The organism is Loktanella sp. DSM 29012, from assembly GCF_900110705.1.
GTDB classification, from domain to species: domain Bacteria; phylum Pseudomonadota; class Alphaproteobacteria; order Rhodobacterales; family Rhodobacteraceae; genus Loktanella; species Loktanella gaetbuli.
Genome location: NZ_FOEJ01000007.1, coordinates 100,151 through 126,192, shown reverse-complemented (window position 1 = coordinate 126,192; position 26,042 = coordinate 100,151). Strand labels below are relative to the sequence as shown.

Genomic DNA, 26,042 nt, shown 5'->3' with positions numbered 1-26,042 from the left:
TCTGTTCTTCCGTGAACCTTGATCGCTTCATCGTCCGTCTCCTTTACAAGGAACAGACTAACCCCAAATCGCGGACTTTTTAGGGGAGCAGGTCATCAGCGGCACCCAAAAACGATAATCTCGGATCAAGACAGGGCCAGGTTTTGCCATATTGCTCCAAACATCGAGCGGCTGGCAGCCAGTGAACAGACTCGACCTGAACAGGACGTTCAGCTGGTCAGTGGTGTAAGGCACCCCACCGTTCTCATCACCCTTCGCCAGTGACATTCCCTCGACTGAGTTAACGTCGAGGTATCCATTTGACACGAGCCAACGGCAGAACGCGCTCACTGAGGCGAGGTAACGGTTGATGGTTCGATTTGTCAGGGTTGGCTTTCCTAACTTCTCATTTGCTGCGACGATCTGGGGAAAGTTCATACCGGCGAAGGCTGTGATTTCAGAGCCCTTCACCGGAAATCTGGTCAGAAGCGCTTTGAACTCGCGCACGTTTTTTTCGTGATGGCTGTGACTGGCATCTGATCCCCAACTAGATCGACGAACCAACCAATGTCACGACGGGCCTGATTGAGGGTATCTGATTTCACACCACGAGGATTCTCGGCGCGATAAATCGCGAAGATTTCGAGTATAGTTTCCCCGTCGGCAGCAGGAGAGATGCGGGGTGCCCCCTTAGCCTTGACGATGCTATCGCGAGGCTCACCGGCATAGTTGCCCTGCTCTCGTTCTATGGCCCTCTCGAGCGCCTCTATCTCGGCTCTTAGTATACCAAGGGACAAGGCGTTGCGTTCCTTGCTTCCATGCAATGCAACGACATTGTTGCGCGACAGAAAAGCGTCGGTCTCATGTTCGACCAAAACCGTCTCACCTTTTGACAGATGTTCCCGCAAAATATCGCGCCGGGTGAGACGTGACTTGGCTGCCATACTCGCCGCGCCTTTGCGAGCATCCGCGATCATCATAGCCTCAAGACCCACGTCCAGAATAGCGAATGCATTTTTGGGATCCAAACCGATCCGTTCAGCTTCGCGTGTTGCGCGTTCAATAGCAGCCTCGAGGTCGGCTTCTGAGGGAATACGAGCGCGCGCTTGATCGTCTCGAAGCAGCGCAGCATCGTAATGTGTGCCAGGAGCTGCAGCTATATCTTCATCAGTCACCAAGCGCTGGCGGCGGAACTCGTCAAACTGCCTCAACCAGCCATCGACAACAATGCGCACTCTGCGCTTTGCCTCGTGAGGATCCGAGGTTCCCAGACCCTTTGTTAGTTCCTTCCGACCAATGCGTTCAACAAGGTCTGCAGGAACTCGCAGTCTGGCAGAATAGGCACCGCCGCGGCGGACGAGATTTGAAGCTAGGGACATAAAAAATACTCTTAAGACCACCCTCGTGGTGCACTGCTGTGTAGCAGTTAAGGGCAGTTATGGTCAATAATATAAGGGTTAAAGGGACTTAGCACCGATTGAAATCTTGTCCTACCACCCCAGCCAGCGCTTCCGGAAATCACCGTTCTTTCAGATGCTTGACCTTTCTGGCTGGGTAGGGCCGAGTTGCAGTTTAAACAGGCGTTTACACGCGAGGTCGCACAAGCCCCGCGGTTAGACCAAGACGCCATCCCAAGCGATGACCGAACTGGCAAGCGGTCGTCATGCTCACCATTCCCTACCTCTGCACTCGCCGAGGGCGATTCTAGTTCCGGCGGCGTGTCCCGGGGTTATCCACATGTCATATGCCCGTGATGCTGTCCTTGGGGACGACGGATCGAACGACTGCGCTTAGGTTATGTTTGCAACTGACCGCACGCAGTGGCCTCAAACTCTGGCGAATGGTTCTTGCGTTTCTTCATTTTGGATCGTCACTTTCATCATGCGATCCACCGTAACTACTGGTCCGAATTTCTGCGACCACCTCTGTCCGCAGTAGCCGGACCGTTTTCCAGCCGCAAAACCCCTGATGTGAAGGTTGCTGTGCCCGTGATGGTGTTCCTGATCCGACCGGCGAAGCAAGACAGGTAGAGAGTTTGAGCCCGATCGATTATCCTATCTGTGACAAACCCGAGTCTATGATTTGCCGATCTGCAGCAGCGCGTCGATGTTCCGGTCCGTGAAATCGCGCGTGCCGGCTTCAATCTGAAGTGCCATACGCACAACATGATCGTTGATTGGTGCAGCTTTGTCATGGGCGGCCAGCGTATTGACGACCCATCCATTTACATCCTCGATTTCAGCCCGCCGCCCTTTGCGCCAGTCCTGAAGTGAGGTTGTAAGGGTATCCTCGCGTGAAAAGGTTTTCAGAACCTCTTCGAAAATTTCGTCAACGAAACGTTCCGGGTGATTGCTCATGACCGGGGGCATGCCGATGATCGGCATGATCCTCGCACCGTCCGCCAGCGCCGCCTCCATCGCCTCATAGCCTGCCTTACGCATGAAATCGAGCATACCGGGTTTGCACGCCGCGTCGTTCAAGGCGGTATCGATAATTGCTGAAGGGATCAGCTCGGCAGCATTGACCACCAGTTTCATCCACTTGGCCGAATGAATATCATCCGTCACCTCGACCCGGCCAGCATGGCGCAGCAACGTGGCCACGTCCTCGACCTCGGCTTGCTTTGCCGGATCCAGCGCGCCCAAAGCGAACCAGCTTTCATCATGGTCGTTTTGCCGGGTTGTCACGCCGGGGGTCCACATGTTTGATGCGATTTGGATCACCGCGCCGATCGTCCGATCGCGGCCAACGATAGACGCAATCTGTTCATGGGTCATGCCGTTCTGAAGGCCGATGATAAAGCCATCGGATGCCAGCACCGGCTTGATCAGCTCTGTCGCCCAGCGCGTATCGTAGGCTTTCACTACAAGAAACACGAGGTCAAACGGTTCCTTCACCTCTGCGACCTCGCACAGGTGCAGTGCCTTTACCGGTGTGTGGATCGTGCGTGTCGGCATGTGGACAGTCAGCCCATTTTCGCGCATCGCCTCCACATGGGCGGGCCACTGGTCGATGAATGTGACATCAAGGCCCGCGCGGGTGAAATCGGCGGCGATGGATGCCCCCTGCGCCCCGGTGCCAAGAAACGCGATGCGCGGGTTGAGTTTCATGTCGCGGCCTCCGGCACCATTTTGAAATCGAAGGTCGAACGCCAGGCCGTCGCCGCGTCCGGCGTCGCTTCGTAGTCGGCGATCAGGGTCTTTTTGACGCCAAAGACGGCGTCAGAGCGCAGATAATCGTCACCCCTTACGAAAGTATGTGTAATGACTGTTTCATGTCCTGGCGCGCTCACGATGAAGTGCATATGCGCGGGCCTGTACGGATGCCGCCCGAGATGCTCCAGCATCTGTCCGACAGGGCCGTCATCGGGGATCGGATAAGATACCGGCTTTATACCCGCAAACCAGTAGCGCCCGTCCTCGCCGGTCACGAAAATCCCGCGATTGTTGGGCTGCGGCTGAACATCGGGTTGCTGTACGTCGTAGAACCCGTCGGCATTGTCGGACCAGACGTCGATCCGTGCGCCCGCGAGGGGTGCGCCATGCAGGTCGGTCACGCGACCTTCGAAAAGGCAGCTTTCTCCCACGCCATCCTTGCTGATATTCGTCCCCATCGGCATTTCGGGCACGCCGTCCACATGGAAAGGCCCCAGCACGGTGTTTTCGGTCGCCCCATCAGGGCGACGGTTGTTGATCGCGTCAACCAGCATCGACACACCCAGCACGTCAGAGAGCAGGATGAATTCCTGCCGGTTACCGTCGCACATCTGGCCGGTCTTGGTCAGGAACGCTATCGCCTGCGCCCATTCCGCCTGTGTCAGCTCCACTTCCTTGATGAAGGCGTGCAGGTGCGAGACCAGCGCGTTCATGACCTTGGCCAGTCGCGGATCGGTGTCGCTGCCCACCCGCCCTGTCACGGCGGCGACAGAGTCGTCTTCGGTAAAATAGGCGATTGCAGAGTCAGACATGGGTGGCCTTTCTTGGGTCAGCTCTCAGGACGGGCGCCTTCGTAGGCCCGCGTCAGCAGTGCCTCGATGCCATCGCGCGTCACGTCGCGCGGATTCGCGTAGGGGTTCTTCACTGCCAGTCCGGCCACCTTCGCAATGTCATCACGGGCAAGACCGAGGTCCTTCAACGCCAGCGGCGCGCCCAGCGCGCGGGCAAGATCATGAAGACCCCCGCCCAGGTCTCCGCCGAAAAGCGCGGCAGCAGGGGCAAGCGCATCGCGCGCGGCAGGGGCGTTGTAGGCAGCCGTGTGGGGCAGCAGGATCGCGTGGGTTTCGGCGTGCGGCAGATCGCAAGTGCCGCCCAGCGTATGACACAGCTTGTGGTGCAGCGACATGGCCACCGATCCCAGAACCACACCGCATAGCCACGAGCCATAAAGTGCGGCACTGCGGGCGTTTATATCGGTCGGGTCAGTCACGATTGCGGGCAGCGCGTCGCGCAGGGCGCGGATGCCTTCGACAGCCAGCAAGGATGTGACAGGATTGCCGTCTGGTGCATAGAGCCCTTCGACAGCATGAGCCATGGCATTCAAGCCGCTTGCCACACTCATCGCGACAGGCAGTCCCGTTGTCAGGGCGGGGTCGTAGATTACCACCTCTGGCCTGATCTTCGGATCGCGGACGGTAGATTTTTCGCCATCCTTCGTTTGGCCCAGAATATCCGTCACCTCTGACCCGGCATAGGTCGTGGCGACGACGATCTGCGGCGCGTCGTTGCGCCAGGCGATGGCCTTGCCCAGCCCGATGGTGGAACCGCCGCCCAGCGCCACGATGCAATCGGCACCGCAGGCATCATAGGCCGCCAGCGCCTTTTCCGTCACTGCGACCGGGGTGTGCATCGCGGCGTCATTGAATTGCCCTGCGGCCAGTGGCCCAAGCTGTTCCGCCAGCGCGGTCAGGTCTTTCGCCTGGAACGCGGTCGACAGCAGGAAGGCGCGTTTGCAGCCAAGACGCGCCACCTCTGCGCTGACCTGCGACAATGTGCCGGCACCGAAAATCACGCGCGATGGTGCGGCCTGATAGATGAATTCACGCATCATGTCGGTGCCTCTGCCCGGCTACGTGCGGTGGCGTAGATCAGTGCGGCCACGACAATCAGCGCGCCCTGAAAGAAGTATTGATAGGCTTGCGACAGCCCGAGGAAAGACACGGCGTTCAGCACTTCGGTCAACAGAACCGCACCGAGGATCGTGCCGATAAACGTGCCACGCCCGCCGCGCAGGCTGGTGCCGCCCAGAACGACTGCCGTGATGCTCGACAGGGTGTAGGTGATGCCCTGCGAAGGATCGCCAACGCCGATCTGGGCCATCAGCATGACCGCGCCGCAGGCCGTTAGCAGCGATACGGCAACATAGCCAAGAATGAATACGCGATTGACCCGCACGCCAAGCCGCCGCGCGGCGCCTTCGTCCGATCCCACGGCCCGCAGTTGCCAGCCGCCACGGGACCGGCGCAACAGTATTTCTGCCGTGATGCCGAATACAATGAGTACGATGAACGCAACCGGGATCGGCCCCAGCTTCCATGTCAGCCAGTCCATCACCGTGAAATTGATGTAGCCACCGGGGCCATCACGCAGCACGAAGCTGAGACCCTGCAACCCGATATACATCGCCAAGGTCGCGGCGATCGGGGTGAAATTGGCATAGCGCATCAGGCTGCCGTTCACCGCGCCGACGACAGCCGCGCAGGCAAACATCAGCACAAAGCCCAGCGCGATTGTCGACGCCCCCTGCCCATCATTGATGAAGAATGATCCCACAACCACAAGGAACCCTGCCAAAGGCCCGACCGACAGATCGATGCCGCCCATCAGCAAGGCAATGGTCTGACCCATCGCAATAAAGCCAAGGGCAGTCGCCAGCAGCAAAATGTTCGAGATGTTGAAGGCCGACAGATAGTTTGCATTCTGACCAAAGACGTAAAGTCCAAGTAGCACGATCACCGCCGCCAGCGGGATCGCTGTCGCGTTGTCGCTTTGCACCAGATGCCGCCAGCCGCCACGTGACTTTTGCACTTGGACCGTCGGTTCCCCCATGTTCGGTGCATGGGTTTCAGCCTGCACGGCAGCACCAACGATCCGTTCTTCGGTGATCGCGTCGCCTTCCAACACCTGTGCCACGCGGCCACGCGACATCACGACGACGGTGTCGCACAACCCTTCAAGTTCAGCGGCATCAGACGAATTGACGATGACGGGCGTGCCTGCGTCGGACACTTCGCGCAGGATGCGGTAAATCTCGAACCTTGCACCAACATCGACGCCCTGCGTCGGCTGGTCGGCAATGATATAGCCAGGACGCGACAGCAGCGCGCGCGACATGACGATCTTTTGCTGGTTGCCGCCCGACAGCGACAGGACCTTTGCGTCCAGCCCCGGCGTCTTGACGGCAAGCTGTCCAAAAATGTCGCGGACGTCCGCCAGTTCGCGGCTTCGGTTCATCACACCGCCGCTGGCAAACCGGTCAAGTGCCGTGAAGGTCGCGTTTTCGCGCACGGTCAGGTCCGCCGCCAGCCCTTCTTCATGTCGGTCGGCGGGCATATAGGCGGCAGTGCGGGACAGCGTGTCGGCTTTCAATGCATCACCGTTCAGCAGCACCTGCCCAGTATAAGGCAACAGGCCCGCTAGGGCGCGCATCAGTTCGGCCTGTCCGTTTCCGTCGACACCCGCTATCCCGATGATCCGGCCACGTCCGACGTCAAAGCTGACATCGCTGAAGTTCTTTCCTGTCAGCCCCCTCACCGCGAAATTGATTGTCGCGGCAGCGCCCACCGCTTTGGGCGGGAACGCCGACACAAGCGACCGCCCGACGATCATGTCAAGCAGCGCCTGATCGGTCACGTCGTTGGCCAGCGATGTACCGCGCATCCGACCGTCACGCAGAACCGTGACACGGTCTGCGATTTGGCGCAGTTCCGCCATGCGGTGCGTGATGTAGATGACGGCGGTGCCTTGCGCCGCCAGTGCGCGAATGCGGGCAAACAGCATGTCGGTCGCATCTTGGTCCAGTGCTGCCGTTGGTTCGTCCATGATCAGGATACGCGGCTGCACCGCCAGCGCCTTTGCGATCTCCAGTAGATGGCGCTGCGGCACCGGCAGATCGGCGGCACGCGCATTCAACGGCACATGCAGCCCCACGGCATCCAGCATATCGCGCGCAATCTTAAGGCTATCACCGCCCGCAAAGACCTCGTCTGGCAAGGCAACGCGGAGGTTTTCGAGCACAGTCAGGTCGTTCAAGACGGCCGGATGTTGATAGGCAATGGAAATACCCAGCTCGGTCGAACGGGACGGAGTCATCGGTGATACGGGATCGCCCGCGACTTCCAGCTTACCCTCGGACGGTTGAAGCACGCCGGAAATGATATTCATCAACGTCGACTTGCCAGCGCCGTTTTCTCCAAGGATCGCGTGGACCTCTCCGGGATAGATATCAACAGAAACGTCGACAAGCGCCGCCACGCTGGCGAAATACTTGGTCACGCCGGTCAGTCGCAGCGCCGGGGCCGTAACAGGATTATGGCCTGTTTCAGATGCGGTGATTGTGTCGATCACTGTCATAAACTGTCCTGCGATGGCGTCAGTTTTGAAAAAGATCCGGGCGCGGATTGCGCCCGGACCGGTATCTCTTACTGCCCGACGGCTTTCGCCTGATCTTCGCCCGTCATTTCCGCAGACAGGTAGATCGAACCAGGCAGTTCCGGGCGGCAGTCGACAGGGTTTGGCGTGCCGCTGACGGAGTCTTCAAAAACAGGTGCCTTGAAGATTTCATCAGTCGGCGGTGTGCCGCCCGTCGCTTCGGCCACGGCCCACTGCACCGCAAGCCTTACGTTGTCGTTGCCGGTCGCGACCGTGAACAGTTTGAAATCCGGGTTGGATTCCTGATTTTCTGCCCAGAAGCACGACAGAGAGTTGCCGTCAGACGTCGCAATGGCAGGGATGGACCGGCCGAATTCCGCAAATACGGGCAGCGCGCCGACCAGTGATGGACCAAAGTCGGACACGATCATGTCGATCTGGTCGTTCTTTGCGATTTCAGCCGACAGGACCTGCTGTGTCAGCGACGGGTCCCAATTGGTGACGGCAAAGGGTTCGGGGTTGATGAAGACATAGCTGTCGTCCAGAACCTCCTTCATACCGGCCAGTTCATCGACGCCCTGGCTGTTGCCTGCGGGGCCCGACAGGAACAACAGGTTGCCGCCGTCCGGCAGCTGTTCCTTGATCCAGTTGCCCCAGTTCACGCCGTCATCCTTGAAGGACGAGCCGATGAACTTGGTATAGTTGGTGCCGGCTTCGCCGCCCACGTTGACGCGGTAGGGCACCACGATGGCACCCGCGCGATAGGCGTTGGTCAAGGCAGGCAGGACCGCCGGGCCGGCATCGCCGAAGACCACCAACGCATTGATACCACGTGCGACCATTGAATTGATGTCGGAGATCGCCTTTTGCGTATCCCCCTGGCCGTCCGCATATTCGAATTGCGTGATGCTGGGGCATTTGGCGACTTCTTCAGCGCCCGATGCTGTCGTGACCAGCCGCCAGCTGTTGCCGCCGAAGCCGTCGAGCAGCGCCAACGACGCCTCGTTCGGGCCGCACCAGCTTGGCACGTCTTGCGCCATGGCAGCGGTTGCACCAACTGTCAGTGCAAGCGCTGAGACTGCGATTTTCAGTGTGTTATCAAGCATTGTCCGTATCCTCCATTTTGGACTTTTCTTTGATCGTATTTTGGCGGCGCCATTGGATCGAATAGACACCGATCCCGAAAACAAGCGCCAAGGCCTGAATGATGGTCTGGGCCGAAAACGGCACCCCGACCGAAAGTGCGAACTGGCTCAGGAGATTTAAGAAAAACGCCGCAATCACGGTTGTGACCGGAAAGCCCCGCCCACCCAGGAGAGACGTGCCTGCCAGCACCACCACCGCGACGGATGGCAGCAGCAAAGCGTCGCCTTGGAAAGCCGTCGGTTCCCGGGTGATCCCCGCAATCATGATGCCTGCCACACAGTAGTGCAGCTGCGCACAAACGTACGCCATCGCCTGATACAGCCGTACACGCAGCCCCGCCGCATGGGCGGCCAGCGGATTGGCCCCGATCACCTCGAACCGGCGCCCGGCGGCAGTTTTCTTCATCACGAATGTCACGAGGGCAAGGATTGCCAGCGCGAAGAAGACCGAATGCGGAATGCCCAGCGTCTTGCCGCCCGCAATTTGCGCCAGAAGTGGCGTGGTCGTGCGTGGCACGCCGCCAGATACGGCAAAGACGACCCCGTAAAGCAGCGCATTCATCCCGATGGTAGCGACAATTGCATTCAGCCGCATGACACCGACCAGAAAACCATTCGCAAGACCCGCCGCAATGGCCAGACTGAAAGCAATCATCACCGCAGGCAGCAACTGGGCGTTGTCGCCCGACGGATAGTGCGTGACCATCACAACCGACAACGATACTCCACCCGCCAATGACAGATCGAACCCGCCCTGCTGCACGACCAGCATCTGCCCAAGGCCCACGATGGCGATAACGGCAGCGAACGGCAGGCTCCCCGCCAGGCCACCGTAGGACACGGCCGAGGGAGCAAAAATCAGGCATAGGATCACGAGCACGATGGTCGACGCCGCGACCGTGACGAAGCCGCGCGCAAGAGGGATCTGCGTCAGGCCCAAACGGGGGGCGGCGATGTCTGCGGTCTGAGTCATGTTCTGCTCCCTCCCCTTTTTTCTTTCAGCCGATGTTCAGCGTGACCTTGACGGCCTTCTCGGGGTTCTTGCCTAGATCGAACGCCGCCACCGCGTCATCCAGCCCGAAGCTGTGCGTCTGGATCGGCGAGAGATCGAGGCCCGTGCGCTCCAGAAACCTGATCGCACCGGGCCAGACGCCGGGAGACCCGATGCAGCCACGCACAGTCAGGTCCTTGATCTGGATCTTGCCCAGCTCCACCGGGAATTTCTGGCCGATGTTGATACCCACCATCGACACAAAACCTTCGGGCCGTGCGTAGTCGAACACATTCGCCAGCGATGCGGCGTGGCCCGCACATTCAACGACCAGATCGGCCCCGCCCTTGGTCATCTCTGTGACAGCCTCGATCGGATCACCTTTGGTCGGGTCGACGGTCGCATCGGCACCCAGCTTCATCGCGATCTCGCGGCGCAACGGTACCGGATCGACCACGATAACCCGTGCGCCCATCCCGATGGCCGCAGCCGCCGACACAAGCCCGATGGTACCGCCGCCGGAAATCACGACGGTTTGCGAGGCATCCACCCCGCCGTGCCGCAGCACTGCGTAATACCCGCAGGTAAATGGTTCGATCAGCGCACCCTTTGCATCATCCACGCCGTCGGGCAGTTTGTGCAGCCATTCGGGACGCGCCGCGAAGTATTCGCGATCTGCCCCGTCCATGGAAAAGCCGAAGTGATGGATGCGCTCAGGCGTATTGATGACGCATTCGCCCACCACGCGGTCGCCCGCTTTGAGGCTTTTGACGTTCGATCCCACCTCGACGACCTCGCCCACCCATTCGTGGCCAGGGGTCACGGGATAGCTGATCGGAATGATGTAGTTGCCCGACAGCAGTTCATAATCCGAATGACAGATGCCGACACGGCTGGTGCGGATTATCACCTCGTTCTCGGTGATCCCGGGTGTCTGGACGTCGGTCACGACAGGCTTGTTTGGCTCATCGAAAATCAGGGCTTTCATATCGTATCCTCCCGTATTGGCCGTTCAGGCCACGCGTTCGATTTGGCCGCTGGTCGCGGATGCAAAAACCGCTTCCAGCAGGGCAATGTTATTAACAAGATGATCGCCGGTGATCGGGTAGGTCTCTTGTCCCCGCACGGCACGGGCAAAGGCGACAAGGTTATCTTTCACCGGCTCGGCCTTGCCGATTTCGACTGTCTCGATCGGCCCGCCCGCCATGGCGGACGTCACGATCCAGCCGTCGGGGCTTTCGACATGGGCCTTGTCGCGAATGTCGATCCAGCCCTTCGATCCATAGACCGTAAAGCGGGACATGAACGGATTGGCCAGCGAGGCCGAAACATAGGAGGTCCCACCGCCCGCGAATTTGACATAGGCCGCTACAGTGTCGCCCTGCGGCAGATCGCTTGAAAGCTGTTCACAGATGCAAAGCACGCTTTCGGCACGTCCCAGCAGACGGACGGAAAGATCGAGCAGGTGAATACCTGTCGCCGTCATGCCGCCCGCCGGTGCCTGATCCGCCTTCAGCCGCCAGTTGTCACGATCAAGCGACAGGAACTTGTCGTGGCTGAAGTTGGATTCGATCTGATGGATGCGACCCAGCTCTCCCGCATCCGCCTTCGCCAGCATGTCGGCGATTGGCGGCTCCCACCGGCGCTCATGGCCCATGCCCAGCACCAGGCCCGCATCGGCGCAAAGCTTTACCGATGTTTCCGCCTCGACCTTGGTCAGGGCGAGCGGTTTTTCGCAAAAGATGTGCTTTCCGGCCGCCACGGCCTGCGCGATCTGGTCGGTATGCAGACTGTGCGGCGTGGCCAGCACGACGGCCTCAACCGCCGGATCGTTCAGCGCATCGGCATAGTCGGCGGATAGCGGGATGCCCTTGCTGTCGCACAATTCGCGTACCGTGGCTTCGTTCGGTTCAACGGCGCGGACTACCCTGATTTCTTCAGGAGCGGCTTGCAGCACGTTGAGCATCTTTTGCCCCCACCAGCCCATTCCGACCAGCGCAATACCAACGGGACCAGACATCAGCGATTGTCCACGCGCTTGGCGAAAGGCCGGATCGAGACGGTTTTCCACAGCCCCGCATGATGAAACGGATCGTTCTGGTTGAACGCCTCAACCTCGGCCAGAGAGTCCGCCTCAAGCAAAAAACAACTGCCGATCATCGTTTCTTCATCATCCGCCAGCAGCGGGCCAGACACCAGCGTCTTGACGGTAGCGGCGGCCAGATAGGCCTTGTGCGCCTCGTAATTTGCAAGCCGCTTTTCAACGGCACCATCATGGTCAAGGCAATGGATCACGTAATGCATCGGTCTGGTCCTTCAGGCGGGAATGATGTTCTGCGCGCGCAGCGTGTCGAAGACGTCGAAGAAGCTGGCAGACGTCGGCTGGTAGGCATCGAAGCCCAGCACGCGGCTGTTGGTCATGTCGGTAAAACATTCCAGCGTGCGGCTGAGGTCGGCATCCGAATGCCACCAGGACGCCAGCTTGCCGACCGGAATGTCCTGCAAGCCGTGCTTGGCCACGATATCGGCCCAGATGTCGGCGGCGTCCGACATCGTTTCTTCAAGCGGTGTGGTGTGGCCCGGGTAATCCGCCACCGGCACATCGAAGTAATCCGCGATTTGCTGCCAGAGCCATGTCCAGCGAAACACGTCTCCGTTGACGATGTTGAATGGTGTATCAGCGGCCTCCGGTGTGGTCGCGGCCCATTGCAGCTGCTTTGCCAGAATGCGTGCGTCGGTCACATCAGTGACGGCGTTATATTGCTCTGGCGAGCCGGGATAGACAAAGGGTCGCCCCGTGTGCTTGCAGATGCTGGCATAAACGGCCAGCGTCACGGCCATGTTCATCGCGTTGCCGACGACGAAGCCGATCATCGTGTGCGGACGGTGGACGGACCAGGTAAAGCCCTGCTCTTTTGCTTTCTCGAACAGCACATCCTCTTGCGCGTAATAGAAGTTCGGTCCCGGCAGGCGCGGGCTGCTTTCCAGAAACGGCGTGTAGGGCGTAACCTTGGCATAGTCGTCGAACGACCCGAGGTAATGCTTCAGACCCGTGACAAGTGCCGCGTGCTGCACGGGTGCATCGGCAATGCCGTCGAACAGGTTGCGGATCATCGCGGCGTTGACGCGGACGTTTTCATCCTCGGATGCCTGACGCGACCAGGTGCAATAAAACACGTGGGTCACATCCTGCGCTTCTTGCAGCGCGGCTTTCGCACCGGATGCATCTTCGAGATCGGCGGCGATATGTCGATCGGAAAAGTCGAGATCCACGGCGCTGCGCGATACGGTCACGACCGTCCAGCCCGCGTCTTTCAACTGGCGTCCGGTATAGCTGCCAGACAAGCCGGTCGCGCCGACGATCAGTGCGATGTTCTTGGTCATGAAATCAGGTCTTTCTCAGTTTCAGTCAATTCAGGTGGTGACGAGAATTTTCAGGTGTTCGCCTGCAGGATCGAGCAGTGCTTCGAACCCCTTGGCGACGACATCCTCGGCGTTGATGCGGGCGGTGATGACCTTCTCGACAGGGAACGTCCCTGCAGCGATCATCCGGGCGATCCGGGGCCAGATTTGCGTCGGGTAGCACCAGGTCGCCTCGACCGTGATATCCTTCAGCGCCCACAGCATCGCGTCGATGCTGGCAGGTTTCATATGCAGGCCGACCTGCACGACGCGGCCCTGACGGCGCACGGCGTGGACACAGGCATTCAGCGATACCTCCAACCCTACGCATTCCAGCGCAACATCAACGCCGACGCCTTCTTCGGTCAGATCACCCACGATAGCTGCGAGGTCCTGACCGCGCGGGTCGACAACATACGCATAGGGAGCAATTTCCTTGATGATGCGGCGACGATTGGGGTTGGTTTCGGACACGATGATCGTCGCAGCACCGGCGGCGTGGGCCGCCAATACGGTCAGTGCGCCGATGGGGCCGGCGCCCGACACCAGCACTGTCGATCCTGCCGTCACGCCGCCACGGTCAACACCGTAAAGCGCAACAGCCGCAGGTTCGATCATCGCTGCCTGTTCATCCGTGATGTTGTCCGGCACAGGCTGCGCGTTATAATCCTTGATCACGGCCTTCTCGCCCATGCCGCCCCAAGCCCAGGACAGGCCGACGCAGCCCATTGACGGCGAGAGGTGATAGAGCCCGCGCTTGCCGTAATAGTCGCCCCGTGGCGACAGCAGCGGCTGAACGGAGATGCGGTCTCCTGCGGAAACGTGATCCACACCGGACCCGACGGCCAGTACCCTGGCGGAAAATTCGTGGCCCAGAATCTGCGGGTTTGTGGCGCCGGTATAAATATGTTGCTCTTGCGGGGTCACGATCGGGCCTGCGATGTATTCGTGCAGGTCGGTGCCGCAGATGCCTGTGACGAAGGGGGCGATCAGCACATCGTCGGCGGCCAGATCGCCTGACGGCTCTGCCACATCTTCAACGCGGATGTCCTTTGCTCCGTGGAAACGCACTGCCTTCATCTGGTCTCTCCTCCTACGTGTCTTCGGTAAGGCAACGTTGCTCCCAGCCGTGCCTCACTCCAAGAGCCTATCTCTCCGCTTCGGAGAATATCCGAATGATTTATCCGAAACGGATAAATTCCGACATCGCCAGTCCACCCCGCTGGCATAACGTGTCGCGGTAGCATGCCCGGAGGAGCAGATCGTGGGGATTGAAGTTGACGACGTCAAAGCGGCAGGCGCGGTCTTGGCGGTGGGATGGATCGGCGCGGGAAAGATGGGTACCCCGATGATCCGTAATCTGTTGGCTCAAGACATTCCCGTCGCGGTTACGGACCCTGTTGCTCAGGCTGTAGCAGAGCTTGCCGGCGTTGGGGCGACTGTGGCGGCCGACGCATCACGGCACCGATCATCCGACATCGTTTTTGCGACACTCCCCAACGATGCGGTGCTGCGGCACGTTGTTTTCGGCGATGAAACCTCCCCCGGACTGGCGGACGTTCTGCGCCCTGGGGCGATTTTCGTGGAAATGAGCACGGTATCGCCGGACTGTTCGTCGGAGGTGGCAGCAGCCTTGAAATCAAGGAATATCCACTATCTCCGCGCACCCTTGTCAGGTAGTACGGCGCTGGCAGAAAAGGCCGCCTTGACGGTTCTTGCGTCAGGCGACAAAGCGGCATGGGACACGGTCGAGCCCTACCTCGCACATCTCTCGGCGCGGCGCTTCTATCTGGGTGGCGGCGAAGAGGCCCGCTACATGAAGCTTGTCCTGAATACGCTTGTCGGTGCGACATCCGCGATCATGGCAGAGGCACTCGCGCTTGGCGAAAGCGGCGGGCTCAACCGCCGGGCGATGATGGATGTCGTGGGCGAAAGTGCTGTCGCCTCACCATTGCTGGCCTACAAGGCAGATGCCATCGTCGCAGACGACTTCACACCGGCGTTTTCCGTCGAACAAATGATCAAGGATTTCATTCTGATTACCGATGCCGCGCACGCGCATGACGTGCCACAGGCCGTCACTTCTCTCATCCTGGAACAATACCGTGATGCGGCCAAAGCCGGGTTGAACGACGACGATTTCTTCGCTTTGGTGAAATGGCGCGGGGGCAAGGCGAAACTGTAAGGTGTCGGGATGAACCAGCAAATTCCACAACACGGCCCAAAGGCCGAACTCACCAGCCACGAATTATCGCGGATCGTCGACTTTTTGCGGCAGCTTCGCATGCCATTCGACGACCAGATGCCGGATGCGAAACCGGATGTTTTCTGGAATATCGTGCTGGAACTGGTCGATGCGCAGCTGCGCGACCGCCCCGTGGACAAATCTGGCCTGATCGCGCTGGCTCGCGTCCCCTACAGCACGGGCAATCGGATGGTCACGAAGATGATCGCCGACGCGCTGATCCAACAGGTACCGCGCGGTCACGGGCTGAAGACGCATTTCCTGCAACCCTCCGAACGGTTGTTGAGCGCGTTCATGGACTACGCAAACCACGTCAAAGCGCACCTCGCCCAGACCTTCGGTCTGCGCAAAGGCACCGAAGCGAACGAATACTACTTCGGCGGCAGCTACTTCGCGTCGCAGATCATTTCGCCCATCCAGACCCATGACATCGGCGGCAGCGTGCCGAACGACATTCGTTTCCTGCTGAACGACGACAATTACTTCACATCCATGCGGAACATGTGGTCGGACTTCCGCAACGATCTGGGGCGCAAAAGCAGCTTTGACCTGCAGCGCCTGCCCGACCTTTATGCCAATGCGCTGGCCACCGGGCAAAGTGCATCGCCAGCGCACGACGTGGTATCACTCAATATGCCTTGGCTGGGGGAATTCGCGGAAAAGGGCCTGCTTGCACCGCTCGATGAGCTTTTGACCGACGCCGCGATCAACGCGCTTGATTTTCATCCGTCCGTATGGGGAACGGGCAACTGGAACGGCACGCAATACGGCATTCCGCTGTATTGCACGATCGAGATTCTGGCCGTACGACGCGACTTGTTCGAGGACAAGGGTATCGCCTTCCCGAAGACTTTCGACGACACGATTCGTGCTGCCCGCGAATTGCATCGCCCCGCGTCCGAACTCTATGGCATCGCGTGGAATGGCCAACGCGGCATGCCGATCGCAAACTCGTTCATGTTCTTCCTTGCAGCCTGCCAGAAGACCGTCATCGATATGCCGCTGCACAATCAGGACAGGTGGCGGTTCGATCGCTTCGAACGGTTGAAGCTCCAGATCGATACCAGCGATGCATTGGAAGTCATCGACTACATGAAGCAACTGGCCGAAGTATCGCCCCCCGACATCGCGAACATGGACTGGGAAAAGCGGATTTCCTGTTTCATGTCCGGCCAGGCCGGCATGGCCTATTGCTGGACCATGCGTGCGGCGCGCTTCGAACATGAGCTGAGTTCACGCGTAACGCGCAGGGTGGCCTACCTGTCGCCGCCTTCCCGCCGCATGGGCAAGGTGGCGGCCCCGATCGGGGGGTTTTTGATGACGATTCCGGCGAATGTGAACCCAGCACGCCAGCGGCAGATCATCAACGCCATCGCATGGATGGTCTCTCCTGAGGCGATGAAGGCGCATGTCAAGAACGGGTTCCCCGTGGCCCCACGCTTTTCGGTCTGTGCAGATCCAGAAGCACTGGCATCATCGCCCATCGTCCGCATGGTCGACCAGATGGCACGGCGCAACGAACTCGTGACATGGTCACGCCCGCCAGTTCCCGCCTTCAACCTGATCGAGAGAACCTTGGGCCGCGAAATCCACGACGCGGTGTTCGGTGGCAAATCACCGAAGCAAGCCATTCGGGATGCCGAAAACGAAATCCTTCGGGGATTGTCTCAATGAATGTCATCCATGCCCTACGTCAGTCACAACGTCATAGAAGATTGACAAGGATTTATTGTGCGAAATTAGTGCATCAGACAACCAGATGCAAAAGAGGTTTCGTTTAATATCAAGCTATTGCTTGACCATGATGGCCCGGCTGGGATCCTTCCACCCGAGCCTGCGATTCCAAAAATCGCCGATCTATCGGATGCTTGATACCACTGGTTGAAGTATGCCGGGGAGCAGGTTGCAAAAGCGTCGACGATCGCGGGAACACAGACCACCGGATAACCACTGCAACGTCCATAACTATGGCCGAACAGGATGGCTGTCGTGCTACTCACCCCAGCCCCTGCACCCACCTGGGGCGACTCTATTCTCGTTGTCGGGTCCCGAGGTAATTCACATGCGTCATGCCCCCCGAACTGGTCGGTCGGAATGGTCCCGGCGCAAATCCATCTACGCGGTATCAGGAACGACCTCGTTGTCGCGTGAAAGAAGCGCGCTATCGCCACCTTAGCATTGCATCAAGTTCACCAACGGTATCCAGATTCTCGCCTGCGTACGAAAAAGGGCCGGCGCTGTTCATTGACAGCGCCGGCCCTCGGTATTGCATGATAGCAAGCCTAGGTTTGGGATGCCGTCTGGCCGTCCTTGCGGGTCGCCTTTGCCAGCAGATAGAGGGCCACCGCACCGCCCACCCCGATGGCGTCAGAAATCAGCCCACCTTCGATCATGAACAGCGCCACGACGATCAGGCCGACACGGATCGGTGCAGAAGCGCGCGCGCCGATCCACCAGCCCTGCACACCCGACGACAGCAGGAACACGCCAAAGATGGCAGTCGCCGCAGCACGGGCGATTTCGTACCATGCCCCGTCGAACAGGATCGCGCTGTTGTAGAAGAACATGAACGGCACGATGAAGGCAGAAATGCCGATCTTGAACGACGCGACAGAGGTCGACATCGGGTTTGATCCCGAAATGCCCGCAGCAGCATAGCTGGCCAAGGCAACGGGTGGCGTGATCGCTGACACAACAGCAAAGTAGAACACAAAGAAATGCGCCGTCAGGGCCGGAATGCCCAGCTGGATCAGACCCGGTGCCACGACCGAGGCCGCAACCGCGTAGGCCGCCGTTGTCGGCATGCCCATCCCAAGCAGGATCGAGATGCACATGGCAAAGAACAAGGCCAGCAACTGGTTCGCGTCAGCGATGTTCAGCAGCACCGAAGAGAAGCGTGCGCCGACACCGGTCAACGAAATGACACCCACGATGATACCGGCACATGCGCAGACCGCGATGATCTGGATCGACATGATGCCCGCCATCTCGAACGCCTTGGACACCGATTTGATACCCATGCGATACGGGGTGAACCAACTGACCACCGCAGCCGAGGCCGTGGCAAGCGTGCCTGCCCTGATGACGGAATAGCCCATGAACAAGGCCGCAATCAGAATGATGATCGGCAGAAACAGGAACACCCGGCGCACCATGTCGCGGAACTTGGGCAGCTCGTCCTCGCGCATGCCGCGCATGCCCAGCTTTGCTGCTTCGAAATCGACCATGAAATAGATCGACACGAAATACAGCACTGCGGGGATGATCGCCGCAATGGCGATGTCAGTGTAGGGGATGCCCGTGATTTCCGCCATGATGAACGCGCCGGCACCCATGATCGGCGGCATGATCTGACCACCTGTGGATGCGGCAGCCTCGACGGCACCTGCGGTCTGCGGCTTGTAGCCCACCTTTTTCATCAGCGGAATGGTCAGCGACCCCGTGGCCACGACGTTACCGGCAGAGGTGCCGTTGATCATGCCCATCAGGCCCGAGGCGAAAATGGCAACCTTGGCCGGTCCACCACGGGCGCGGCCCGCAGCAGCAAAGGCAAAGTTCACAAAATAATCGCCCACTTTGGACGCCTGGAGAAAGGCGGCAAAGATGATGAACAGGATGATATAGGTCGACGACACGGCCGTGGTTGGCCCAAGGATGCCGGCGTCGGTATAGACTTGGCTAAAGAAACGGTCCCAGGCGATGTTGGGTGCGTTCAGGAACCCCGGCAGCAGATCACCGACGAAGACATAAACCAGAAACACGCCAGCGATGACGATCAAGGCCAGACCAGCGACACGGCGGGTCATTTCCATGATCAGTGCCGTCCCGGCCACGGCGGCCAGGCTCATGCCGATCGGGGCAAAGGGTGTGCCGGTCGAGTTGCGCATCAGCGTGCCGTAGATCGTGATCAGATAGGCTGCGACAGCGACAGAACAAATGGCCAGAACCACGTCAGCGGCGGCGATGGATCCGCGCACGCGCGGGCGCATCCAACCCAGAATGATACCCGTTGCGGTCGCGATGATCAGCGGGACGCCGTAGTGATAGATTTCCGCGCTGCGGATACCGGCGTCCATACCGTTCCACATCACGCCACCGGCGATCTGCGACGCGAACGAAAGCGCGGTATACAGCGCATAGAGTGCGGGCAGGATTGCGACATAGGCCAGTAAATCGAGGGAATGCTTGTGACCGCCATGGTCATTGTCAGGAAAGCCGCGCGCTGAATAAAGCAAAAAGCCGAGGATCAGCGCACCAGCGATGTGGACGATCCGGAAATTCCACGTCTCCATCGGAAAGACCGGCAGAAACGGAATATCGATGCCCGTCCAGGCAGAGATCGACCAGCCGTTCAGGGCTGCCATGTGAAACAGCGCATAAAACGCAGAGACCGCCGCGATGGCAAGATAGGCCCTGCCGTCGAAAATGCGCCGATTGTGTTCAACGGGTTCGTCGTCAACGCCTTCGGCGATGACGGGCCCGTCAGTCTGGTCGTCCATTTGCGTATTGGTGGTCATACAGCAGCCCCATAGGCGCATCCCGGCCCCAGGGGGCAGATCTGCGCATGAATTATGTGATGTGTCAGTCAGATGCGCCGGGGCCGCGCAGTGGCGCGGCCCCGGACTGATCGGGCTTTAGTTCCCGTAGATCTGATCGGCGGGAATGTCCGCGCCAGCGTTTTCGATGAACCATTCAGCCGCACCGGGGTGCCACTTCATGACGCCGGCGTTCTTGTCCCAGTTCTCGGGCAGTGTGGAACGGGCGGCGCGGTGGATGTTCACCATACGCTCGTTGTCGGACATGACGACATCCACGGCCGCTTTGACAAAGCTGGCGGGCAGATCGCAGTTTGCGATGGCAAAGTTCCACATGGACACCGAACGCGCCGGTGCCTCGAGCGTGGTATAGGTGTCTGCCGCGATTTCAAAGTTGGCAACCGGGAACGCTTCCATCAACTGGGCCTGCTCCTCTTCGGTGAACTCGATGATATTCACGTCCGTCTGCACTTCCAGCTGGCTGACGGCCGGAACTGGCACACCTGCCGCAAAGGCGATCACATCCAGTAGACCATCCTGAAGCTGACCACCAAGGTCGGCCCATGCACCGTTACGACGTTCAAATTCAACGCCCAGCGTTTCCATCATGCGCGGGAAATAGGTATCGGATGTCGAACCGGCCGGACCAAAACCGATACGTGCACCAGCAGGGATTTCGGACACGGACGTGATCCCCGAAGAGGCCAGCGTCGTCACCGAGAACGGCGTCTGGTACATCGGGAACATCGCACAGGCACCGGTCATTTCCAGACCGGGCGCAATCGGGTTGGTCCCGGCGATGGATTCAGCTGCCGGCCCCATGGTCGTCATGCCGAACTGTGCGTCACCAGTGTGGACCAGCGCCATGTTCTGCATCGGACCACCAGTGACTTCACCGCCGCCGGTCAGGCCCAGCTCTTCGGCCACCAGGTTGCCCCAGCCCGAACCATAGGCAAAATAGGTGCCGCCCTGCGACGCCGTGCCAACGGTAAAGCTTTCGGGCCAGCCTGTGCGGTCCTCGTGTGCCGCGGCATAGGCAGACGATGCCGTCAGTGCCGTGGTCGCAATAAGTGCTGCGAATTTCATGTGTGTTTCCTCCACAAATGTCGCCGGCCACTCCCGTGCCGACGGTTTCATCAGACAGGCCTGAGGCCCCGACAGTCGCGGATATCAAAGCAGTTATGTGCCGAGTGCAACCATCTTTGCGCGGTGGCGACATAAAATTACCCGGCCACGCGTTCAGATGGGTCGCAAAGGGTGCAAAACGGATATCCGGCGGGTGGAAATCGAAACATGCCAGCGGGCCGGCTGTCAGGGTTCCACGTCCTGCTTGTTGATTCCGTATTTCTGCATCTTTTCATAGAGCGCTTTGCGGGAAAGGCCCAACGCCTCATAGGTCGGTTTCAGCCGTCCGTCTTGCGCCGTCAGGGCTGCGACGATCAGCGCCTTTTCGTGTGCTGCAACCGCATCGGCCAGCGTCATGGTCTGATCCACCGCCCCCGCTGGTATATCCACCGGATCGAGCCCGAGGACGAAACGTTCGGCGGCATTGCGCAACTCGCGCACGTTACCCGGCCAGGTCCGCGTCGCCATCCGCGCCAATACATCAGCTCCGACATCCGGCATTGACCGCGAATAACGCGCCGCCGCCTGTGCCGCGAGGTTGAGAAACAGCGAAGGAATGTCATCGCGACGCTCCTCCAGCGCGGGCACGTTGATCGTCACCACATTCAACCTGTACAGCAAATCGGCGCGGAACATGCCCGCCGCGACCGCCTCGGCCAGATCGGTTTTGACCGCAGCCATGATGCGGATATCCAGTGCAACAGGATCATTCGACCCCAGTCGCGTGATTTCCCGCGCCTGAATGGCATGCAGCAACTTGGCCTGCACGCTAACCGGCAGACTGTCGATTTCATCAAGAAACACGCTACCCTGTCGCGCATATTCGAATTTCCCGAAACGGGTACGCAGCGCCCCGGCAAAGGCGCCCGCCTCGTGACCGAACAGTTCCGCCTCGACCAGATCGACGGGCAATGCCGCACAGTTGATATGCACGAAAGGATGCGCCGCGCGATCCGACATGTCGTGCAACGCGCGTGCGGTCAGATCCTTGCCCGCACCGGTTGGTCCGGTGATCAGCACATCGGCATCGGTGCGCGCAATGGCGCGGATGTTCTTGCGCAAGGCAACCATGGCATCGGACCGACCGATCAGGCGGGACTCGACCTTGTCCCGGCAACCGACCTCACGCTTGAGGGACCTGTTCTCGATGGTCAGCCGCCGTTTTTCCAGCGCATGATGGATCGTGCTGATCAGACGGGTCGGCGCAAAGGGTTTCTCGATAAAATCATAGGCCCCTTCGCGCATGGACTGAACCGCCAGATCGACGTCGCCATGTCCAGTCACCAGAATAACCGGAAATTCCGGGTCAATTTCCAGCACCTGCTGCATCAGCCAGCTTCCGTCCCGGCCGGGCATTCGAATGTCCGTCACCAGAATACCTTCGAATCCGCGTGTGATCCGCGCCAGCGCGTCTTCAGCGCTGGCAAAAGCCTCGGCCGGCAGATCGTGCAGCATCAGAGTCTGCAAACCGGCGTTACGCAATTCTTCTTCGTCGTCGACGAACAGGACGGTCTGTTTCATTCCGCCGCCGTCCGCATCGCCTGTGCCGGCTGTAGCGTCACCACAAAGATCGCTCCACCATCGGGATGATTGGCCGCCGTCATCATTCCCCCGAAGTCCGTGACGATATTATACGAAATCGACAGTCCCAGCCCCAACCCCTTGCCCGGTGGCTTGGTCGTGAAAAACGGATCAAAGAGCTGGTCCAGCGCGGCCGGATCGATCCCCGGTCCGTTGTCCCGGACCGTGATGCGAGGCCCGTCGACCCGCAGGGAAACGACCTGATCGTCCTGACCTTCCATCGCGTCCAGCGCGTTGTTGAGCATGTTGACGATCACTTGCTGCAACCGGACGTGGCCGCCGATCACCCAGACCTCGCCCGCGGGCGGTGTATAGTCGATCCGTCCACCTGTCGTTGCCAGACGCACGTCAAACACCGCCAGTGCATCCTGAACGACCTGGTTCAGCAGCAGCGGCCCCGCGGCCTGCTGCGGACGCCGGGCAAAGTTGCGCAGATGTGCCGAAATCGACGCCATGCGGTCCACCATCCTGGAAATACGCGTGATGTTGTCCTGCGCCTCGGCGATCCTGTCACGTTTCAGAAAGGCGCGCGCATTGTCGGCATAGGTTTTGACAGCGGCTAGCGGCTGGTTGAATTCATGCGACAGGGCCGCCGACATCTGGCCCAGGCCTGTCAGTTTACCCGCCTGGATCAGATCGGTCTGGGTCGACTTGAGGTGCTCCAGCGCCTTTTGCAGATCGGCCGTGCGTTCATCGACGGTGGCCTCCAGCAGGCGTTTCGCCCCCTGCTCGCGCACCAATGCCTCGCGTTGACGCGCCTGTTTCAACAGATACGACAGCAGGCCCCCGAACAGCAAAAGCCCCGTCAGCCCCAGGATCAACAGCAATTTCAGCGCCATCAGACGTGCAGGCCCGGTCGGTGTCAAAGACGTCATGACCCAGCCACGCTGCGGCAATGCCGTCGAGGTCATGACATAGCTTTCGCCGCTTGTTTCGGCAAAGCTGACCAGTTGGGCGGTATCATCCAGCGCGATCTTGTTGATCGGCAGCAGTTCGATCCGGTCGATCGGATATTGAAGATTCTGCGCGATCACCCGCCGGGTTGTATCGGTCAGCGGGCGCATGGCGCGAAAATGCCAGTCCGGGCGCGATGACATCAGCACAAACCCGTTTGCATCGGACACCATGAATTCGCTGCCAGCACCGTTCCAGACACTATTGAATGCCTGGATGTTGAACTTGACCGCCAGGACACCGACGATCCGGTCGCCCTCCTCGACCGGGGCCGCATAGTAATAGCCACGCTCTCCGGTGGTGGTGCCAGACACCTGGAAACTGGTCAGCGCACCTTCCCGGGCGTTCATGAAATAGGATTGATGGCTGAAATTTCGGTCAATGAAACTGCCCGGTTCGCGATATGTGGCAGCGGCGATCGTGCGCCCCGAAATGTCCATCAGAAATACGTCGGATGCTTGCACCATCAGCGCGGTCTGCCGCAGATCCTCGTTCACCTCGGCCAGCAGCGCCGCATCGGGGGGCGCGGCCAAAAGGTCCGCAAGACTGGCACGTTCCGCGATCAATGCAGGTAGTGGCGCATAGCGGTCCAATGCCGCACTCAGGCTTTCCTTGGCCAATTCCAGCAGCGGCCCGTCCTGTTCGGCTTGCTGCCTCAGATAGTGCCTCTCGAGCGACGGCACAGACAATGCGCCTACCAGCACCGTCGCCAGCGCAAGCCCACCGGTAAAGAGAAAAATGCGACGTCGCTGCGCGTTCATCGTGGCAACATGCCCGATTGCTGCATGTAATTACAGACAGAATCGCGCGTGATGCGGGGACAGAACAGCGCAACCACGGGGGCCATCGGACGCAGCCCGAATACGACCCGGACCCACGGGGCAAGTTTCGGGCGCTACGACGCGATCCGATCAATGTGGTTTTTCAGGATGTGGCGGTACAATCCGATACCCAGCCGGGACATCTGCCCCGATTGTTCGGTGCCATCCAGATTGCCGAAACCGCGAATATCACGGTCCTTGCGGGCAATGCGGAAACCGGCACCGATTTCGGTCATTTCTGCAAATGCTGACAGTCGCACATTGGCATCACTGTCGTCTTGCCGGTCGATCGCCGTCATCAACAGCATGCGCGCTTGCACATGACTGCGCCCGATGCGCCCCCGCAATTGATGCAGCTGGGCCAGACCGAACCGATCAGCATCCCAGACCACCATCGTGTTTGCGCGGGCGTTATCCAGCCCGCTTTCGACGATCGTGGTGGAGATCAGCACATCAACCTGACCCGACATGAAACTGAACATCGTCTCGGCCATGTCCGCATCCGCCATTTGCCCATGCGCCACAACATGGCTGAATGCCGCATCGCGATCCGTGAATGCGGCGTCCAGCTCTTCGACGTCCGAGATGCGCGGACACACGATGTAGCATTGACCGCCCCGCGCGGTTTCTGTCGCGATGGCGGCCAGCATCCTGTCCACGTCGCATGCCTGAACCTGCGTTTCCACAGGCTGACGGTTCTGCGGTGCGGTCGCCAAGACAGACACGTCAATCAAACCGACTTCGGCTGTGGCAAGGGTGCGCGGGATCGGCGTCGCCGTCATGCTGAGGACATGGAGCCCGTCTGTCAGGTCGCGCAATTGCGCCTTATCGTCTTCGCCAAATCGCTGTTCCTCGTCAATGATCAGCAGACCGAGGTGCGTGAATGCGATCGCGTCGTCCAGCAGTGCCTGCGTTCCGACCACAATGCCGACATCCCCGGATGCAAGCCCCGACAAAAGCTCCTGTCTTTGTGCGGGATCAGTCAGGCGCGACAGCTCTGCCACCGTGATATCGGTCTCATGAAACCGCTGGGCAAAGGTTTCAAAGTGCTGACGCGCCAGCACCGTCGTCGGTGCGGCGATCACGACCTGATGCCCGGTCAGCGCGGCCGCTGCCGCCGCCCGCAAGGCGACCTCTGTCTTTCCAAAACCGACGTCGCCGACCAACATTCGGTTCATCGGCGTCGTGCGTTGCAAATCCGCAAAAACAGCGTCGGTCGCGCGGATCTGATCCACCGTCATTTCATGCGGAAACGCCGCGACAAAATCATCAAGCATCCCGTTCGGGACCGCGACACTGGATGCCTGCGCGCGCCGGCGGGCCTGGTCAGCGGCAACCATATTCTCGGCACTTTGTCGCAATTCGACGATCATCTCGTCGCGCCGCTTGACCCAGTCGTCCGAATTCAGTCGATCCAGGGTCAAGTTTTCGGCAGGGGCACCGTATGGCCAGAAATCATGGCCTACGCGGGCGGGCAGCATCATCTTGCCATCATGACGGTAAACGAATGTTGTCAATGTCTGCTGCGTGTCACCCAGATCCGTTTCGAACTGCCCGCCATACCTTGCAAGGCCGTGCTCGAAATGGACGACGGCATCACCCGGTTCCAGCTTGTCGTCGCCGAACAACAGGTCATGGTCACGGTCGGTCAATTTCCGGTTGGTCATGTCGGCCCTTT

The 26,042-nt window shown here is 59.7% G+C and carries 20 protein-coding genes; 2 read left to right on the top strand and 18 right to left on the bottom strand.

All coding sequences use genetic code 11. From position 1 onward, the window contains the following. Positions 1–57: 57 nt before the first annotated feature. The 13 genes from BMX27_RS15065 to BMX27_RS15005 form a co-directional block, all read right to left on the bottom strand. Positions 58–486: a site-specific integrase gene (locus BMX27_RS15065; RefSeq protein WP_143056834.1), complete on the bottom strand. Its 429-nt coding sequence runs from the start codon at positions 484–486 to the stop codon at positions 58–60. Further along, positions 462–1,358: a DUF6538 domain-containing protein gene (locus BMX27_RS15060; protein ID WP_143056833.1), complete on the bottom strand. Its 897-nt coding sequence runs from the start codon at positions 1,356–1,358 to the stop codon at positions 462–464. Before BMX27_RS15060 ends, BMX27_RS15065 begins: the two co-directional genes overlap by 25 nt. A 696-nt stretch (positions 1,359–2,054) precedes the next feature. Further along, entirely contained in the window at positions 2,055–3,089 is a 1,035-nt protein-coding gene (locus BMX27_RS15055) for a ketopantoate reductase family protein (protein ID WP_090160955.1), read from the bottom strand. Continuing rightward, complete coding sequence (locus tag BMX27_RS15050; RefSeq protein WP_090160947.1) at positions 3,086–3,946, bottom strand: intradiol ring-cleavage dioxygenase; 861 nt, start codon at positions 3,944–3,946, stop codon at positions 3,086–3,088. The genes BMX27_RS15055 and BMX27_RS15050 overlap by 4 nt, the downstream gene beginning before the upstream one ends. Positions 3,947–3,963: 17 nt before the next feature. Continuing rightward, positions 3,964–5,025, bottom strand: a complete 1,062-nt coding sequence (locus BMX27_RS15045) for a maleylacetate reductase (RefSeq protein ID WP_090160945.1) — start codon at positions 5,023–5,025, stop codon at positions 3,964–3,966. Next, entirely contained in the window at positions 5,022–7,547 is a 2,526-nt protein-coding gene (locus tag BMX27_RS15040) for an ATP-binding cassette domain-containing protein (protein ID WP_090160944.1), read from the bottom strand. The genes BMX27_RS15045 and BMX27_RS15040 overlap by 4 nt, the downstream gene beginning before the upstream one ends. 68 nt (positions 7,548–7,615) lie before the next feature. Next, positions 7,616–8,671 (bottom strand): substrate-binding domain-containing protein, encoded by a 1,056-nt coding sequence (locus BMX27_RS15035; RefSeq protein WP_090160942.1) that lies wholly within the window; start codon positions 8,669–8,671, stop codon positions 7,616–7,618. Then, the gene (locus BMX27_RS15030) at positions 8,664–9,683 is read right to left on the bottom strand and encodes an ABC transporter permease (RefSeq protein WP_090160940.1); all 1,020 of its coding nucleotides are present in this window, start codon (positions 9,681–9,683) and stop codon (positions 8,664–8,666) included. Before BMX27_RS15030 ends, BMX27_RS15035 begins: the two co-directional genes overlap by 8 nt. 25 nt (positions 9,684–9,708) lie before the next feature. After that, positions 9,709–10,689: a zinc-dependent alcohol dehydrogenase gene (locus BMX27_RS15025; protein ID WP_090160935.1), complete on the bottom strand. Its 981-nt coding sequence runs from the start codon at positions 10,687–10,689 to the stop codon at positions 9,709–9,711. A 24-nt stretch (positions 10,690–10,713) separates the two neighbouring features. Continuing rightward, positions 10,714–11,721 carry a Gfo/Idh/MocA family protein gene (locus BMX27_RS15020; protein ID WP_090160933.1) on the bottom strand — a complete coding sequence of 336 codons (1,008 nt, stop codon included), beginning with the start codon at positions 11,719–11,721 and terminating at the stop codon, positions 10,714–10,716. Continuing rightward, positions 11,721–12,005, bottom strand: a complete 285-nt coding sequence (locus BMX27_RS15015; RefSeq protein WP_090160931.1) for a YciI family protein — start codon at positions 12,003–12,005, stop codon at positions 11,721–11,723. The genes BMX27_RS15020 and BMX27_RS15015 overlap by 1 nt, the downstream gene beginning before the upstream one ends. A 12-nt stretch (positions 12,006–12,017) precedes the next feature. Continuing rightward, complete coding sequence (locus BMX27_RS15010) at positions 12,018–13,085, bottom strand: SDR family oxidoreductase (protein WP_090160929.1); 1,068 nt, start codon at positions 13,083–13,085, stop codon at positions 12,018–12,020. Between the two features lie 30 nt (positions 13,086–13,115). Further along, on the bottom strand, positions 13,116–14,183 hold the full coding sequence (locus BMX27_RS15005) for a 2,3-butanediol dehydrogenase (protein ID WP_090160927.1): 1,068 nt from the start codon (positions 14,181–14,183) through the stop codon (positions 13,116–13,118). A gap of 184 nt (positions 14,184–14,367) precedes the next feature. Here BMX27_RS15005 and BMX27_RS15000 point away from each other — a divergent pair, with 184 nt between their 5' ends. Next, entirely contained in the window at positions 14,368–15,288 is a 921-nt protein-coding gene (locus BMX27_RS15000; protein ID WP_090160925.1) for an NAD(P)-dependent oxidoreductase, read from the top strand. A gap of 9 nt (positions 15,289–15,297) precedes the next feature. Continuing rightward, positions 15,298–17,022, top strand: a complete 1,725-nt coding sequence (locus BMX27_RS14995) for an ABC transporter substrate-binding protein (RefSeq protein ID WP_090160923.1) — start codon at positions 15,298–15,300, stop codon at positions 17,020–17,022. A 608-nt stretch (positions 17,023–17,630) separates the two neighbouring features. Here BMX27_RS14995 and BMX27_RS14990 read toward each other — a convergent pair. From BMX27_RS14990 to BMX27_RS14970, 5 genes are all read right to left on the bottom strand, one after another. Beyond that, on the bottom strand, positions 17,631–19,865 hold the full coding sequence (locus tag BMX27_RS14990; RefSeq protein ID WP_090160921.1) for a TRAP transporter permease: 2,235 nt from the start codon (positions 19,863–19,865) through the stop codon (positions 17,631–17,633). A gap of 117 nt (positions 19,866–19,982) precedes the next feature. After that, positions 19,983–20,969: a TAXI family TRAP transporter solute-binding subunit gene (locus tag BMX27_RS14985; protein WP_090160919.1), complete on the bottom strand. Its 987-nt coding sequence runs from the start codon at positions 20,967–20,969 to the stop codon at positions 19,983–19,985. Positions 20,970–21,194: 225 nt separating this feature from the next. Then, positions 21,195–22,529: a sigma-54-dependent transcriptional regulator gene (locus BMX27_RS14980; RefSeq protein WP_090160917.1), complete on the bottom strand. Its 1,335-nt coding sequence runs from the start codon at positions 22,527–22,529 to the stop codon at positions 21,195–21,197. Continuing rightward, positions 22,526–24,304, bottom strand: coding sequence for a sensor histidine kinase (locus BMX27_RS14975; protein ID WP_090160915.1), 1,779 nt, complete (start codon positions 24,302–24,304; stop codon positions 22,526–22,528). The genes BMX27_RS14980 and BMX27_RS14975 overlap by 4 nt, the downstream gene beginning before the upstream one ends. Before the next feature lie 134 nt (positions 24,305–24,438). Beyond that, on the bottom strand, positions 24,439–26,031 hold the full coding sequence (locus BMX27_RS14970) for a DEAD/DEAH box helicase (RefSeq protein ID WP_177172743.1): 1,593 nt from the start codon (positions 26,029–26,031) through the stop codon (positions 24,439–24,441). Positions 26,032–26,042: the final 11 nt, after the last annotated feature.